Genomic DNA, 14,747 nt, shown 5'->3' with positions numbered 1-14,747 from the left:
AGCACAGAGGGGACGGTGGTCAGCCGAGGGTTGCGGCGAGTTCGCCGTTCTCGGCCTCCTCGGCCGAGAGCTCGACCGTGCCGCGGTGCGACACCTCGACCTTGTAGAACGTCTCGCCCTTGGGGACGTCGGCGACGGAGACGTCGAACGCGCAGGTACCGGTGGCGATCTCCTCGCTTGCGCCGAGTTCGCCCTTGGCGACGACGTCTCCCGCCGCGTTGTAGACGGTGACGTCGGTACCTTCCTGGATGTCGTCGTATCCGCTGTCGTAGCGGCCCGCGCAGCCACCGTCGCCGTCCCGCTGGACCTCGTCGGTGAGAGTGAAGCTGCCGTTCAGGGTGAACGTGGCGGGCTCGTCGCCACCGGCGTCGGCGGTGACGGCCCACACGAGGCCGACGACGGCCGCTCCGGCCAGGGCTCCGGTCACGGCGGCAAGCGCAGTACGAGGCCGGCCCGGTTGTGCGGCGGGCGCGGGAGGGACAGGAGGAGGGGGCGGTGGCGCGGGAGCCTCGTCGGCCTCGGGCCGGTCCTGCGGGGCATCGTCGAGGGCCGGATGCGGCGGTGGCGCGTCGGTCATGGGCTGCCTTGTGTACGAAGTGCAGATTGTGTGTTCGACACGTGTCGACACAGTGTGGATGAGGTGTGTGACACACGGGGGGCCCGGATGGTTGCATCGCTCATCGGAAGGGTGACTGCGTCCGCGCGGGCAGGCGCGCGGACGGACCGTTCCGAGGCGTCACTTCGGGGGCGCAGCACTGCGGGCACAAGCGTGGGCCGCCTCGGTCGCCGGTGACGGCGCCGAGACGGCCCAGGTAAGTAGGCAGGTCACTGACCTGCGGAAATCTCAATAACCGAAGTTCTGCGTCCACCAAGGGCCGCCATCGGCCATGTACGCACCGACACCCAGTGTCGTGAAGTCGCAGTTCAGGATGTTCGCGCGGTGTCCCTCGCTGTTCATCCAGGAGTTCATGACCGCTTCGGCGTCGGCCTGGCCGCGGGCTATGTTCTCGCCGCCGAGGTTGCTCACGCCGGCCTGCTCCGCGCGGTCCCACGGCGTCTCGCCGTCGGGGTTGGTGTGGTCGAAGAACCCGCGCGCCGCCATGTCCTTGCTGTGCGCGCGGGCCAGATCGGACAGGGCGCCGCTCGCCTTCATCGGGCTGCAGCCGACCTTCGCGCGCTCCTCGTTGACCATGTCGATCACCGCGGCCTCCGCGGAAGCGGCGGCAGAGGTGTCCGGCGCGGCCGTCTTCGACGGCGCGGCCGGGCGCTCGGGGGTGCGCGTCCGCTCGCGGGTCGGCTCCGAAGTCGGCTTCCTGGTCCCGGGGCTCTTCGTCGTCTCCTTGGACGGCGTCGCGGACGGCTTGGGCGACTGGGGCTTCTTCGACGGCTTCGACGTCTTGGAAGGCTTCGGGGACGCCTTCTTCGAGGGGCTCTTCGTCGGCTCCGCGGTGCGGCTCGGCGACGTGGACGGGCTCACGGAGGGGCTCGCGCTCGCGTCGCCCTGGGCCTGCAGCCGCGACGGCACCTCGGTGCGCATCTCGGTCCGCACGTCCGAGCCCGCGCCCACGGTGTACTTGTCGTCCTCGCCGGGCAGGACGCCGGTCGTCACGACCACGGCGCCGACCGCCATGGCGGCAGTGGCCCCGAGCAGTCCGGTCCGTACGGGCAGGCCCATACGGCGTGCACCGCCACGGTGCCTGCCTGCCGTGCCCGCCGCGTGATCGGTTACGGCCGGCGCGGGGGCCGAGCGTCGGTGGCGACCCATGTGCTGTGCCTTCCTGGTGCGCGACGTCGAACGTCAACGGACTCACCCGTCCGAGTGAGGCTGATTGCGTCCGGACTGTACGCCATGCGGCCCGGGGCGGAAGTGATGCAGAAGCAATCGGCCGGATACCGTGCAGCCATGAACGACACCGCACGGCTGACCGCCTGGGTACGCGGCCGAGTACAGGGAGTGGGCTTCCGATGGTTCACCAGGGCAAACGCTCTGGAGATCGGTGGCCTCACCGGCTTCGCCCTCAATCTGGAAGACGGCAGGGTGCAGGTCGTGGCAGAAGGGCCACGTGAGAATTGCCACCGTTTGCTGGAGTGGCTTCGCTCCGACGACACACCCGGCCGCGTCGACGGAGTCACTGAGATCTGGGACACGCCCCGCGGCGGCTACCCGGACTTCGCCATCCGCTGACGGCGGCCCGGCCGTGCCCGCTCCGGCGGCCTCCCGTCCGGTGCCCCGAGGCCCGGTCGCCGGCAGAAACCCCAGGTGGTTGCCAAGAAGGGCTTGCTCTGCAAGGCTGCGGCAGGAAAGATGATCGTCACGCCCCCAGGGCCCCGCAGGTCAGGCACGCCGCACTCTTCAGCGGCCGTATGCCCTCGGGCCGCCCGCCGATACGGGGTGTGATCGTGTTGACCGTCAAACTTTTTGGTGAGACTCTGGAAGCCCCGCGCACCTCAGCTGTTCGGCAGTCAAGAACCGCAGCACGGCAAGCAGTACAACCAGGACTGCCGAGCACCGCGGGTGCGAATCCCTCACGACCCACACCGCATCGGTCGGTCACTCAGTGTGGAGGACCATCCATCATGGCAAAGGCGCTTCTCGGTTACGTCGGCGGTTCCGACCCGCGACTCCTCGCCGAGATGCGACGGCTTCAGCAGCGCGTCCAGGACCTCGAATCCGAGCTTGTACGGATCCAGTCCGAGAATGACGCGCTCAACGCCGCCGTCGCTCAGCACCCCGGAGAGTCGCTGCTCGAAGGTATGGACATCGACGTACCTCGGGCGGAGCCCGCGCTCACCTGAGCACGGCGTCCGCCAGGGCATCGCGCAGCAAGATATGCAAGGGACGCCTCGGCGTCCCTTCTTTCTTTTCGGCTCCCGCCCCTGCCCCCGTCCTTCGCCCCCCGCTGTTCCTGAAGTGTTTCCTTCAACGTCTGATCTGCCCTGCACCTTCATGGGTGAAACCGCGACCGAAAGGTAGAGTCCGGGGGCGTGCACCTCAAGGCCATGACCCTGCGCGGTTTCAAGTCGTTCGCCTCGGCCACCACCCTGCGGTTCGAGCCGGGCATCACCTGCGTCGTGGGTCCCAACGGCTCCGGGAAGTCCAACGTCGTGGACGCGCTCTCCTGGGTCATGGGCGAGCAGGGCGCCAAGTCGCTGCGCGGCGGCAAGATGGAGGACGTCATCTTCGCCGGGACGACCGGCCGCCCGCCGCTGGGCCGGGCCGAGGTCTCCCTGACGATCGACAACTCCGACGGCGCCCTGCCCATCGAGTACGCCGAGGTCACCATCACGCGGATCATGTTCCGCAACGGTGGCAGCGAGTACCAGATCAACGGCGACACCTGCCGGCTGCTCGACATCCAGGAACTGCTCTCCGACTCCGGCATCGGGCGCGAGATGCACGTCATCGTCGGCCAGGGCCAGCTCGACTCGGTGCTCCACGCCGACCCCATGGGCAGGCGGGCCTTCATCGAAGAGGCGGCAGGCGTCCTCAAGCACCGCAAGCGCAAGGAGAAGGCGCTGCGGAAGCTGGATGCGATGCGGGCCAACCTCGCCCGGGTGCAGGACCTCACCGACGAACTGCGCCGCCAGTTGAAGCCGCTGGGCCGGCAGGCGGCCGTGGCCAGGAGGGCCGCGGTCATCCAGGCGGACCTGCGCGACGCCCGGCTCCGGCTGCTCGCCGACGACCTCGTACGCATGCGGGAGGCGCTGCGCACGGAGGTCGCCGACGAGGCGGCGCTCAAGCAGCGCAAGGAGGCGGCCGAGGCCGAGCTGAAGGCGGCACTGACCCGCGAGGCGGACCTGGAGGACGAGGTGCGGCGGCTCGCACCAAGGCTCCAGCGCGCCCAGCAGAACTGGTACGAACTCTCCCAGCTGGCCGAGCGGGTGCGCGGCACGGTCTCCCTGGCCGACGCCCGGGTCAAGAGCGCGACGGCGCAGCCTGCTGAGGAGCGGCGCGGCCGTGATCCGGAGGACATGGAGCGCGAGGCCGCCCGTATCCGTGAGCAGGAGGCGGAGCTGGAGGCCGCTCTCGAGGCGGCGGAACGGGCCCTCGAGGACACCGTCGAGCACCGCGCCGAACTGGAGCGCGAGCTCGCCGTCGAGGAACGCCGGCTCAAGGACGTGGCGCGCGCCATCGCCGACCGCCGTGAAGGACTGGCCCGGCTGAGCGGCCAGGTCAACGCGGCCCGCTCGCGCGCCGCGTCCGCCCAGGCCGAGATCGACCGGCTGGCCGCCGCCCGTGACGAGGCGCAGGAGCGGGCCGTCGCCGCGCAGGAGGAGTACGAGCAGCTCAAGGCCGAGGTCGACGCGCTGGACTCGGACGATTCCCTGCTGGCCGACCGGCACGACGCGGCGAAGCGCGACCTGGCCGGCGCGGAGGCGGCGCTGAGCGAGGCCCGTGAGGCGCTCACCACGGCGGAACGCAAACGCGCCGCGGTGGCGGCCCGCCGTGAGGCGCTCGCCCTGGGCCTGCGGCGCAAGGACGGGACGGGCGCGCTCCTCGGAGCCCGTGACCGTCTCGCGGGCCTGCTCGGCCCGGCGGCGGAACTGCTGACGGTGACGCCCGGCTACGAGATCCCCGTAGCGGCGGCGCTCGGAGCGGCGGCCGACGCGGTGGCCGTCACCGACGCGTCCACCGCGGCGGAGGCGATCCGTCTGCTGCGCAAGCAGGACGCCGGCAGGGCGGCCCTGCTGCTCGCGTCCCCGGCCGCTGCCACCGTCGATCCCGAGCCGGACCTGTCGGGAGCGGACGGCAGGCGCGCCGCGGACCTCGTCCGGGGGCCCGAGGAATTGATGCCGGCCGTACGCAGGCTGCTGCGCGCGACCGTGGTCGTGGGGACCCTGGAGGACGCAGAGGACCTGGTCGCCGCACGGCCCGGGCTCACCGCCGTGACGGCGGAGGGCGACGTGCTCGCGGCCCACTTCGCGCAGGGCGGGTCCGCCGGGGCGCCGAGCCTGCTCGAGGTACAGGCCTCCGTCGACGAGGCGGCGGCCGAGCTCGAGGACCTGGCGCGCCAGTGCGAGGAGCTGGCGGCGGCACAGCAGCAGGCCACCGTCCGCCGTACCGGGTGCGCGTCGCTGGTCGAGGAGCTGGGGGAGCGCAGGCGCGCCGCCGACCGGGAGAAGTCGGCGGTCTCCGGCAGGCTCGGCCGTCTCTCCGGTCAGGCCCGTGGTGCCGCGGGCGAGGCGGAGCGGACCGCCGCGGCGGCAGCCCGTGCCCAGGAGGCGCTGGAGCGGGCGGCCGAGGAGGCCGAGGAGCTGGCGGAGCGGCTGCTCGTCGCGCAGGAGGCCCCGGTCGAGGAGGAGCCCGACACCCATGTACGGGACCGGCTCGCCGCCGACGGCGCCAACGCGCGGCAGACGGAGATGGAGGCCCGTCTCCAGGTGCGAACGCACGAGGAGCGGGTCAAGGGCCTGGCCGGGCGCGCGGACGCGCTCGACCGGGGAGCGCGGGCCGAGCGTGAGGCGCGTGCGCGCGCGGAGCAGCGGCGGGCCCGGATGCGCCACGAGGCCGAGGTGGCGGCGGCCGTCGCGGCCGGCGCCCGGCAGCTGCTGGCGCATGTCGAGGTGTCGCTCGTGCGGGCGGAGGCCGAGCGGGCCGCGGCGGAGGCCGCCAAGGCCGAGCGCGAGCGGGAGCTGACCGCCGCACGCGGCGCCGGCCGCGACCTCAAGGCCGAACTGGACAAGCTCACCGACTCGGTCCACCGCGGCGAGGTGCTGGGCGCGGAGAAGCGGCTGCGGATCGAGCAACTGGAGACGAAGGCGCTGGAGGAGCTCGGTGTGGAGCCGGCCGGCCTGGTGTCCGAGTACGGACCCGACCAGCCGGTGCCCCCGTCCCCGCCGGCCGAGGGCGAGGAGCTGCCGCAGGACCCGGAGGACCCCAGGAACCGGCCGAGGCGTTTCGTCCGCGCGGAACAGGAAAAGCGCCTGAAGTCGGCCGAACGGGCGTACCAACAGCTCGGAAAGGTGAATCCGCTGGCTCTGGAGGAGTTCGCGGCGCTCGAGGAGCGCCACCAGTTCCTGTCGGAGCAGCTCGAGGACCTGAAGAAGACCCGGGCCGATCTGCTTCAGGTCGTGAAGGAGGTGGACGAACGCGTCGAGCAGGTCTTCACCGAGGCCTACCGGGACACCGCCCGTGAGTTCGAGGGCGTCTTCTCCCGCCTCTTCCCCGGCGGCGAGGGGCGGCTCGTGCTGACCGACCCGGACAACATGCTCACCACCGGCGTGGACGTGGAGGCACGGCCGCCCGGGAAGAAGGTGAAGCGTCTGTCGCTGCTGTCGGGCGGCGAGCGGTCCCTGACGGCCGTGGCGATGCTGGTCTCGATCTTCAAGGCCCGGCCGAGTCCGTTCTATGTGATGGACGAGGTCGAGGCGGCGCTCGACGACACCAACCTCCAGCGGCTGATTCGGATCATGCAGGAACTCCAGGAGAGCTCCCAGCTGATCGTGATCACGCACCAGAAGCGGACGATGGAGGTCGCGGACGCGCTGTACGGCGTGTCGATGCAGGGCGACGGCGTCTCCAAGGTCATCAGCCAGCGCCTCCGCTGAGGCTCAGTCGAGTCCAATTCTTCAAGACTTGAAGCTATTGCTGTCCTGGGAGGTCCACCACTGATTTGGATCAGGGTCTTGACTTCGAAACTTGAAGGCATAGTCTCTGCAACGTTGCTTTTACCTTCAAGTGGTGCGCGCCCCAAACTTGTGCCCCACTTGTAGGGCTCGCCCCCCACGTCCGGCGGTGCTGCCGGACTCCAGGAGTACACGTGACCAGCACTGCGCAGCCGCCACCGGCATCAGGGGCCCGCTCGGCCCATCCCGACCACCTCGGGCATGTCATCTTCATCACGGCCGCCGCCGCGATGGGCGGCTTCCTCTTCGGTTACGACAGCTCCGTCATCAACGGCGCGGTCGAGGCCATCCGGCACCGTTACGACATCGGCTCCGGCACCCTCGCCCAGGTCATCGCCGTCGCGCTGGTCGGCTGCGCCATCGGCGCCGCGACCGCCGGCCGTATCGCCGACCGCATCGGCCGTATCCGCTGCATGCAGATCGCCGCCGTGCTCTTCACCCTCAGCGCCGTGGGCTCCGCGCTCCCGTTCGCGCTCTGGGACCTCGCCATGTGGCGGATCATCGGCGGCTTCGCGATCGGCATGGCGTCCGTCATCGGCCCCGCCTACATCGCCGAGGTCTCTCCCGCCGCCTACCGCGGCCGGCTCGCCTCCTTCCAGCAGGCCGCGATCGTCATCGGCATCGCCGTCTCCCAGCTGGTGAACTACGGCATCCTCCAGCTCGCCGACGGCGACCAGCGCGGAGAGATCGCCGGTATCGAGGCCTGGCAGTGGATGCTCGGCGTCATGGTCGTCCCGGCGGTGCTGTACGGGCTCCTGTCCTTCGCGATCCCGGAGTCGCCGCGCTTCTTGATCTCGGTCGGCAAGGTCGGCCGGGCGAAGGAGGTCCTCGCCGAGGTCGAGGGCAAGGGCGTCGACCTGGACGCCCGGGTCACCGAGATCGAGCTCGCCATGCACCGGGAGCACAAGTCCTCCTTCAAGGACCTGCTCGGCAGCCGCTTCGGCTTCCTGCCCATCGTCTGGGTCGGCATCGGTCTGTCGGTCTTCCAGCAGCTGGTCGGCATCAACGTCGCGTTCTACTACTCGGCCACCCTGTGGCAGTCGGTGGGCGTCGACCCCTCCAGCTCCTTCCTGTACTCGTTCACCACGTCGATCATCAACATCATCGGCACCGTGATCGCGATGGTGCTGGTCGACCGGATCGGCCGCAGGCCGCTCGCGCTCATCGGCTCCGCCGGTATGGCGATCGCGCTGGCCCTCGAGGCCTGGGCCTTCTCCGCCGACCTCGTCGACGGCAAGCTTCCGGAGACCCAGGGTGTCGTGGCCCTGATCGCCGCCCACGTCTTCGTGCTCTTCTTCGCGCTCTCGTGGGGCGTCGTCGTCTGGGTCTTCCTCGGCGAGATGTTCCCGAACCGGATCCGCGCCGCCGCCCTCGGCGTCGCCGCCTCCGCGCAGTGGATCGCCAACTGGGCCATCACCGCGAGCTTCCCGAGCCTCGCGGACTGGAACCTCTCCGGCACCTACATGATCTACACGGTCTTCGCCGTGCTCTCGATCCCCTTCGTACTGAGGTACGTCAAGGAGACGAAGGGCAAGGCGTTGGAGGAGATGGGCTAATCCCCGCTGCCCCTCTCCTCGACACGGAAACTGCCCCGGCTCAGCGCGTGAGCCGGGGCAGTACGTGTTCGCAGAGCAGCTGAAGGCTGCGCCAGCCCTCGTCCACCGGCATGCCGCCGCACAGCGGATGCAGCACCAGGCTCTCCGCGCCCAGTGCCACGCACTCGTCAGGGGTCACGATCCGGTAGACGCCCTCGTCGCGCAGTTCCCCCACGGTCCCGGCCGCCGATCGCACCGCGGAACGGATGTCCGGCGACTGCCAGGACGCGTACGTCCGCGCCTCGTGCAGGAAGTGCTCGCCGTACACGGCCCATGCGCGGTCGGGGTCCTCCGAGACGTGCAGCAGCGTCGTCTTCTCCGCCGGCATCATGCAGAAGCCGTCGGTCCCGTACTCGGCCCGCCGCTCCTCGTAGTACGCCTCCAGCTCCGGCAGATGGGCGCTGGGGAAGAACGGGAGCCCGAAGCGGGCCGCCCGGCGCGCGGCGGCCCGGGAGGACCCGCCGACGATCAGCAGCGGATGGGGCCGGGTGTACGGGCGCGGGGTGACCCGCACGGTACGGCCCCGGTATACGAAGCTCTCGCCGGTCCAGGCGGCCAGCAGGGTCTCCAGCAGCTCGTCCTGGAGCCGCCCGCGGCGGCTCCAGTCGACGCCGAGCTGCGCGTACTCCTCCGGCCGGTAGCCGATCCCCGCGACCGTCACCAGCCGGCCCCGGCCGATCAGGTCCAGGACGGCGATGTCCTCGGCCAGCCGCAGCGGCTCGTGCAGCGGGCCGATGATCGCGGACACGGTGACCGTGATGCGGCGGGTGGCGCCCAGGACGGCGCCGGCGAAGGTCAGCGGCGACGGCAGCCAGTTGTTCGCGGCGCCGTGGTGCTCCTCGGTCTGGACGGTGTCGACGCCGCGGTCGTCGGCGTACGCGGCCATCTCCAGGGCCGCACGGTAGCGGGCCGCGTGGGTTTCGGGCGTCGCGGCGGGATCGACCATGTTGAACCGGGCGACCGTGAAGACCATGGGAAGTCCCCCTCTGCCAGATGTGAGCACGGCGAAGGGGGACGTTAGCTGACGTAGCGTCAGATGGACAGGGTCTCGGGCTCGCTTTCGAGGGCCGCGGGCGCGGGCCCGGCCGCCGCCGTGCGCGGCAGCACCGCGTACAGGCCGGCGGCAACCAGGATCGTCACCGCCCAGCCCAGGCCGTTCTCGCCGGCCCACGAGGACGCGAGCGGGCCGGCGAACCAGTCGACCCGGGTGAACAGCAGCCCCACCACCAGCGCCGACGCCCATGACACCATCGCCTGCCAGGCGAAACCGCCGCGGTACCAGTAGGCGCTGGTGCGGGTGGTGTCCATCAGCGCCGCACCGTCGTACGCGCGCCGGCGCAGCATGTCGACGCCGAAGACGCCGATCCAGGCGGAGAAGGCGACCGCCAGCAGCGTCAGGAACGAGATGAAGGAGCCGATGAAGCTGGTCGCCACCACCATCAGCAGGAAGCCGAAGACCAGGCTGATCAGGGCGTTCACGCTCACGGCCCACGCGCGGGGGACCTTCACGCCCAGGGTCTGCGCGGTGAAACCGGCCGAGTACATCGACATGGAGTTGATCAGCAGCATGCCGACGAGGGCGATCAGCAGGTAGGGGACCGCCAGCCACATCGGCAGGATCTCGCCGATGAAGGCGACCGGGTCCTGGGCACTCGCCAGGTCCGGTGTGGACACCGCCATCACGGCGCCCATCAGCACCATCGGCAGGACGACGACGCCCGCGCCGCCGACGGTGGCGCCGACCATCGTCCGGCCCGAGGCCGTGCGCGGCAGGTAGCGCGTGAAGTCGGGACCCGACGGGACCCAGCTGATGCCGCCCGCCGCGATGGTGCCGATGCCCGCCACCATCATCGCCGTCGAGCCGGCCGGCTTGTCGAAGACGGCGGACCAGTCGGTGTTCGCGACCAGGTAGATCAGGACCAGCACGCTGAACGCGCCGAACAGGTACGTCGACCACTTGCTGCACACCTGGAGGGCGCTGATGCCGAGGCCCGAGACGACGAAGGTGCAGGCGACGAAGAGCAGCAGGGTCGTGATGATCAGAGCCGTGCTGCTCCGGATCCCGAAGAGCAGGTCCAGCACCGTGAGCACGGCGTAGGCGCCGGTGACCGCGTTGATCGTCTCCCAGCCCCAGCGCGCGACCCAGATCAGCGAGCCGGGGAAGAGGTTCCCCCGCTGCCCGAAGACCGCGCGGGACAGGGCCATGCCGGGTGAGCCCCCGCGCTTGCCCGCGATGGAGATCAGGCCCACGAGCCCGTAGGACAGGACCGGTGCGGCGACGGCGACGGTCAGCACCTGCCAGAAGTTCAGGCCGTTGAAGACGACCAGCCCGGCGCCCATCGTCAGCAGCAGCACACTGATGTTGGCGGCGACCCAGGTGGGAAACAGTTCCCGGACGCGGCCGACGCGCTCCTCGTCGGGAACGGGTTCGAGGCCGCGGGTCTCTATCGCGCCTTCGGACTCGGAGGCGTGGGGCATGGAAAGGGCTCCGTACGGGGTGGGGGGACGCCGATGAGGGCTGCCGGAGAAACCGGAAGCAACAAGCATCGTACGAACACCCCATAACGTCCAAATGGGTGAGGCCGCCTTTGTGCGATCCTCTGACCCCTTCTGTGCGCGCGGCCGTGGCCGATACTGGACGGGTTATGGAAATCGTCATCCTTGCCGTAGTCATCGCCCTGGTCGCGATCGGCGCGATCAGCGGCCTCGTGGTCAGCAGCCGCAAGAAGAAGCAGCTGCCGCCGCAGGCGCCGCCGGCCGCGCCGACCATCACTGCTCCGCCCGCCGAACCGCACGTCGGCGACGAGGCGGAGACGCCGCGGGAGGAACCCCGCCGCACCATCGAGGAGGTCGACCTTCCGACGGCCGACGAAGCCGTCGAAACGCCCGTCGCCATCGAGGACCCGGTCGTCGCCGAGGCGCCCGCGCCCGCCGTCGAGATCCCGGAACCGACCGCCGGCCGGCTCGTCCGGCTCCGTGCCCGTCTCGCCCGTTCACAGAACTCGCTCGGCAAGGGGCTCCTGACGCTCCTGTCGCGCGAGCACCTCGACGAGGACACCTGGGAGGAGATCGAGGACACGCTCCTCACCGCCGATGTCGGCGTCGCCCCCACCCAGGAGCTCGTCGAGCGGCTTCGCGAGCGGGTGAAGGTGCTCGGCACCCGTACTCCCGAGCAGCTGCGCACCCTGCTGCGCGAGGAACTGCTGCTCCTCGTGGGCACCGAATTCGACCGCGCGGTCAAGACCGAGAGCGGTCTCGAGACGCCCGCGGTCGTCATGGTCGTCGGGGTGAACGGCACCGGAAAGACCACCACCACCGGCAAGCTCGCCCGTGTTCTCGTCGCGGACGGCCGCTCGGTCGTGCTGGGCGCCGCGGACACCTTCCGCGCCGCCGCCGCCGATCAGCTGCAGACCTGGGGCGAGCGCGTCGGCGCCCGCACCGTGCGGGGGCCCGAGGCCGGCGACCCGGCCTCGGTCGCCTTCGACTCCGTCAAGGAGGGCATCGCCGAGGGCGCGGACGTCGTGCTCATCGACACCGCCGGCCGGCTGCACACCAAGACGGGCCTGATGGACGAGCTCGGCAAGGTGAAGCGGGTCGTGGAGAAGCACGGCCCGCTGGACGAGGTCCTGCTCGTCCTCGACGCCACCACCGGTCAGAACGGTCTGGTGCAGGCGCGCGTCTTCGCCGAGGTCGTGGACATCACCGGCATCGTGCTGACCAAGCTGGACGGCACCGCCAAGGGCGGCATCGTCGTCGCCGTCCAGCGCGAGCTGGGCGTGCCCGTCAAGCTCGTGGGTCTGGGTGAGGGCCCGGACGATCTCGCCCCGTTCGAGCCCGAGGCGTTCGTCGACGCCCTGATCGGCGACTGAGCGCCCCTTTCGCGCGTACGAGAGCGCCCGGCCGTCAGGAGACGGCCGGGCGCTCTCGTGCTCGGTGTCAGGACCGGCTGCGGTGGCAGATGTACGCCAGGGTGCCGAGCAGCAGCCGGGCCTCCGGCGGGGCCGCCGCCGTGTCCAGGGACGGGGGCCGCAGCCACCGGACCGGGCCCAGCCCGCCGCGGTCGGACGGCGGCGCTGTGATGTGGTCGCCGGAGCCGAGGCAGCGCAGGTCCAGGTCGGCGTCGTCCCAGCCCATCCGGTACAGCAACCGGGGCAGTTCGGCCGCCGCACCGGGGGCCACGAAGAACTGGCAGCGGCCGTCCGGTGTGACCGTCACCGGGCCGAGCGGCAGTCCCATGCGCTCCATGCGCACCAGGGCACGGCGGCCCGCCGGTGCGGCGACGTCCAGGATGTCGAAGCTCCGGCCGACCGGCAGCAGCAGCGATGCCCCTGGCACATCCGCCCAGGCCTTGCCGGCCTCGTCGAGCGTGGCGCCGGCCGGGACCTCGAGCGCGAAGCCGAGGGGGTGCGCTCCCGGCGCCCCGCACCGCTCCTTGCCGCAGGAGCACCTGCCCGACACGGCCCGGGCGCCGGGAATCACCGCCCAGCCCCACAGTCCGGTGTACTCGGCCACCGCTGTGGCCTCTGTCGCGCGCTCGCGGCGCCGCGAGCCGACCCGGATCTGACTGATTCCACGGGTGCCGCCGATCGTGAAGCCCATGCCCCCTCCAACGGGTCCTGCTCGCCGGTGGTTACGACCCGAAGTCCCCCTGTGACTCTCTGTCGCACCCGGCCGTGGGTTCCGGCGGAGTGCGGTGGTGCGTGGGGGAGTGCGGAACGCGGCGCGCGCCTGTACGCGCAACGCTCCATCGGATGCTTGTTGCCGTCTGTCAAGTGAATCGCGCCTGGCGGCAAGTGGGTTCACTCGGAGGGGTGGCGAATGGTGGCGATTCTGCAATCCCACTCGCTGGAGGCGTGATCGTAGGATTACTGTCGGTGCATCAACCTGCAATTGCAGTTCGCTTCCGGGTATGCCGGGGGCAACCCGTCTCTGTGTTCGACGGGTGCAACCCGGTCACAGGAAGCCGCAACAGGCGGCATTCTGGTACGGGTTCGGGCGATGAGGCTTCGGCGGATGGGGGCATTCCAGTGAGCGGCAGCGGCGCAGACGGTACGAACACCGGCAAGCGCCCCAACGAGCAGCTGAACTCCTGGTTCATGCGCAGCGGCTGGTCGAAGGGCGAGCTGGCGCGCCAAGTGAACCGCCGGGCACGGCAGATGGGCGCACACCACATCAGCACGGACACCTCCCGGGTGCGCCGCTGGCTGGACGGCGAACAGCCGCGCGAGCCGATCCCCCGGATCCTCTCCGAGCTCTTCTCCGAGCGCTTCGGCAGCGTCGTCGCCGTGGAGGACCTCGGCCTCCGCTCCGCCCACCAGGCACCCTCCGTGTCCGGCGTCGACCTCCCGTGGGCCGGTGACCAGACCGTCGCGCTGCTCAGCGAGTTCTCCAGAAGCGACCTGATGCTCGCGCGCCGCGGCTTCCTCGGCACCTCGCTCTCGCTCGCCGCGGGGGCCGCCCTCGTCGAACCCATGCAGCGCTGGCTCGTCCCCACCCCGGCCGGGGAGACCGCGCAGGAGCCGCCCGCCACGACCCGCAGGGGCGGCCGGCTGTCGGGACCGGAGCTCGACCTGCTCGAGGCCACCACCGCCATGTTCCGCCAGTGGGACGCCCAGTGCGGCGGCGGCCTGCGCAGGAAGGCCGTCGTCGGCCAGCTCCACGAGGTCACCGACCTGCTTCAGGAGCCCCAGCCTCCCGCCACCCTGCGGCGCCTCTTCAAGTGCGCCGCCGAACTGGCCGAGCTGGCAGGCTGGATGAGCTACGACGTGGGTCTGCAGCCCACCGCGCAGAAGTACTTCGTCCTCGCGCTGCACGCCTCCAAGGAGGCCGGTGACAAGCCGCTCGGCTCGTACGTCCTCTCGTCCATGAGCCGGCAGATGATCCACCTCGGCCGGCCCGACGACGCCCTCGAACTGATCCACCTCGCCCAGTACGGCAGTCGGGACTGCGCCACCGCGCGCACCCAGGCCATGCTGTATGCGATGGAGGCCCGCGCCTACGCCAACATGGGCCAGCCCAGCAAGTGCCGGCGGGCCGTGCGGATGGCGGAGGACACCTTCGCCGACATCGGCTTCGACACCGAGCCCGAGCCCGACTGGATCCGCTTCTTCTCCGAGGCCGAGCTCAACGGCGAGAACGCCCACTCCTACCGCGACCTCGCCTATGTGGCGGGCCGCAGTCCCACCTACGCCTCGCTCGCCGAGCCGATCATGGAACGTGCCGTGGAGCTCTTCCGGCAGGACGACGAGCACCAGCGGTCGTACGCACTCAACCTGGTCGGGATGGCCACGGTCCACCTGCTCAAGAGGGAGCCGGAACAAGCCACCGCCCTGGCCGGCGAGGCGCTGAAGGTCGCCAAGCGGGTCCGCTCCGAGCGGGTCAACACCCGGCTGCGCAAGACCGTCGACACGGCGGCCAGGGACTTCGGCGACGTCGCCGAGGTCGTCCAGTTCACCGACCTGCTCACCGCCCAGCTGCCGGAGACCGCTGAGGCGGTCTGACCGGCGGCACATCAGACCCCGGCCG

General features: G+C 70.9%; 11 protein-coding genes. 6 read left to right on the top strand and 5 right to left on the bottom strand.

The annotated features are described in order from the left end of the window. Window positions 1–19 precede the first annotated feature (19 nt). On the bottom strand, window positions 20–427 hold the full coding sequence (locus tag SPRI_RS11160) for a hypothetical protein (protein WP_234020365.1): 408 nt from the start codon (window positions 425–427) through the stop codon (window positions 20–22). A gap of 417 nt (window positions 428–844) precedes the next feature. Continuing rightward, window positions 845–1,765, bottom strand: coding sequence for a CAP domain-containing protein (locus SPRI_RS11155; protein WP_078535248.1), 921 nt, complete (start codon window positions 1,763–1,765; stop codon window positions 845–847). Between the two features lie 138 nt (window positions 1,766–1,903). On the opposite strand from SPRI_RS11155, the gene SPRI_RS11150 reads away from it, so the two are divergent. From SPRI_RS11150 to SPRI_RS11135, 4 genes are all read left to right on the top strand, one after another. After that, on the top strand, window positions 1,904–2,185 hold the full coding sequence (locus SPRI_RS11150; RefSeq protein ID WP_005311396.1) for an acylphosphatase: 282 nt from the start codon (window positions 1,904–1,906) through the stop codon (window positions 2,183–2,185). A gap of 392 nt (window positions 2,186–2,577) precedes the next feature. After that, window positions 2,578–2,796 carry a hypothetical protein gene (locus SPRI_RS11145; protein WP_005311394.1) on the top strand — a complete coding sequence of 73 codons (219 nt, stop codon included), beginning with the start codon at window positions 2,578–2,580 and terminating at the stop codon, window positions 2,794–2,796. Window positions 2,797–2,985: 189 nt separating this feature from the next. Then, entirely contained in the window at window positions 2,986–6,549 is a 3,564-nt protein-coding gene (gene smc / locus SPRI_RS11140) for a chromosome segregation protein SMC (protein ID WP_053556891.1), read from the top strand. Between the two features lie 212 nt (window positions 6,550–6,761). Beyond that, window positions 6,762–8,183 carry a sugar porter family MFS transporter gene (locus SPRI_RS11135; RefSeq protein ID WP_005311386.1) on the top strand — a complete coding sequence of 474 codons (1,422 nt, stop codon included), beginning with the start codon at window positions 6,762–6,764 and terminating at the stop codon, window positions 8,181–8,183. 40 nt (window positions 8,184–8,223) lie between these two features. Here the strand turns inward: SPRI_RS11135 and SPRI_RS11130 are convergent, their stop codons facing one another. Together SPRI_RS11130 and SPRI_RS11125 are read right to left on the bottom strand one after the other, a co-directional pair. Further along, window positions 8,224–9,195: an LLM class flavin-dependent oxidoreductase gene (locus SPRI_RS11130; RefSeq protein WP_053556890.1), complete on the bottom strand. Its 972-nt coding sequence runs from the start codon at window positions 9,193–9,195 to the stop codon at window positions 8,224–8,226. Window positions 9,196–9,254: 59 nt separating this feature from the next. After that, on the bottom strand, window positions 9,255–10,700 hold the full coding sequence (locus tag SPRI_RS11125) for a cytosine permease (protein ID WP_005311382.1): 1,446 nt from the start codon (window positions 10,698–10,700) through the stop codon (window positions 9,255–9,257). Between the two features lie 167 nt (window positions 10,701–10,867). Between SPRI_RS11125 and ftsY the strand changes: the two genes are divergently transcribed. Beyond that, window positions 10,868–12,091 carry a signal recognition particle-docking protein FtsY gene (gene ftsY / locus SPRI_RS11120; protein ID WP_005311380.1) on the top strand — a complete coding sequence of 408 codons (1,224 nt, stop codon included), beginning with the start codon at window positions 10,868–10,870 and terminating at the stop codon, window positions 12,089–12,091. Window positions 12,092–12,158: 67 nt separating this feature from the next. Here ftsY and SPRI_RS11115 read toward each other — a convergent pair whose 3' ends face one another. After that, window positions 12,159–12,821 (bottom strand): bifunctional DNA primase/polymerase, encoded by a 663-nt coding sequence (locus tag SPRI_RS11115; protein ID WP_053556889.1) that lies wholly within the window; start codon window positions 12,819–12,821, stop codon window positions 12,159–12,161. Window positions 12,822–13,249: 428 nt separating this feature from the next. Here SPRI_RS11115 and nsdA point away from each other — a divergent pair, with 428 nt between their 5' ends. Beyond that, window positions 13,250–14,722 (top strand): transcriptional repressor NsdA, encoded by a 1,473-nt coding sequence (gene nsdA / locus SPRI_RS11110; protein WP_005311376.1) that lies wholly within the window; start codon window positions 13,250–13,252, stop codon window positions 14,720–14,722. The last annotated feature ends 25 nt before the right edge of the window (window positions 14,723–14,747 follow it).

The organism is Streptomyces pristinaespiralis (assembly GCF_001278075.1).
GTDB classification, from domain to species: Bacteria; Actinomycetota; Actinomycetes; order Streptomycetales; family Streptomycetaceae; genus Streptomyces; species Streptomyces pristinaespiralis.
This window is presented reverse-complemented; position numbering and strand designations above follow the sequence as displayed.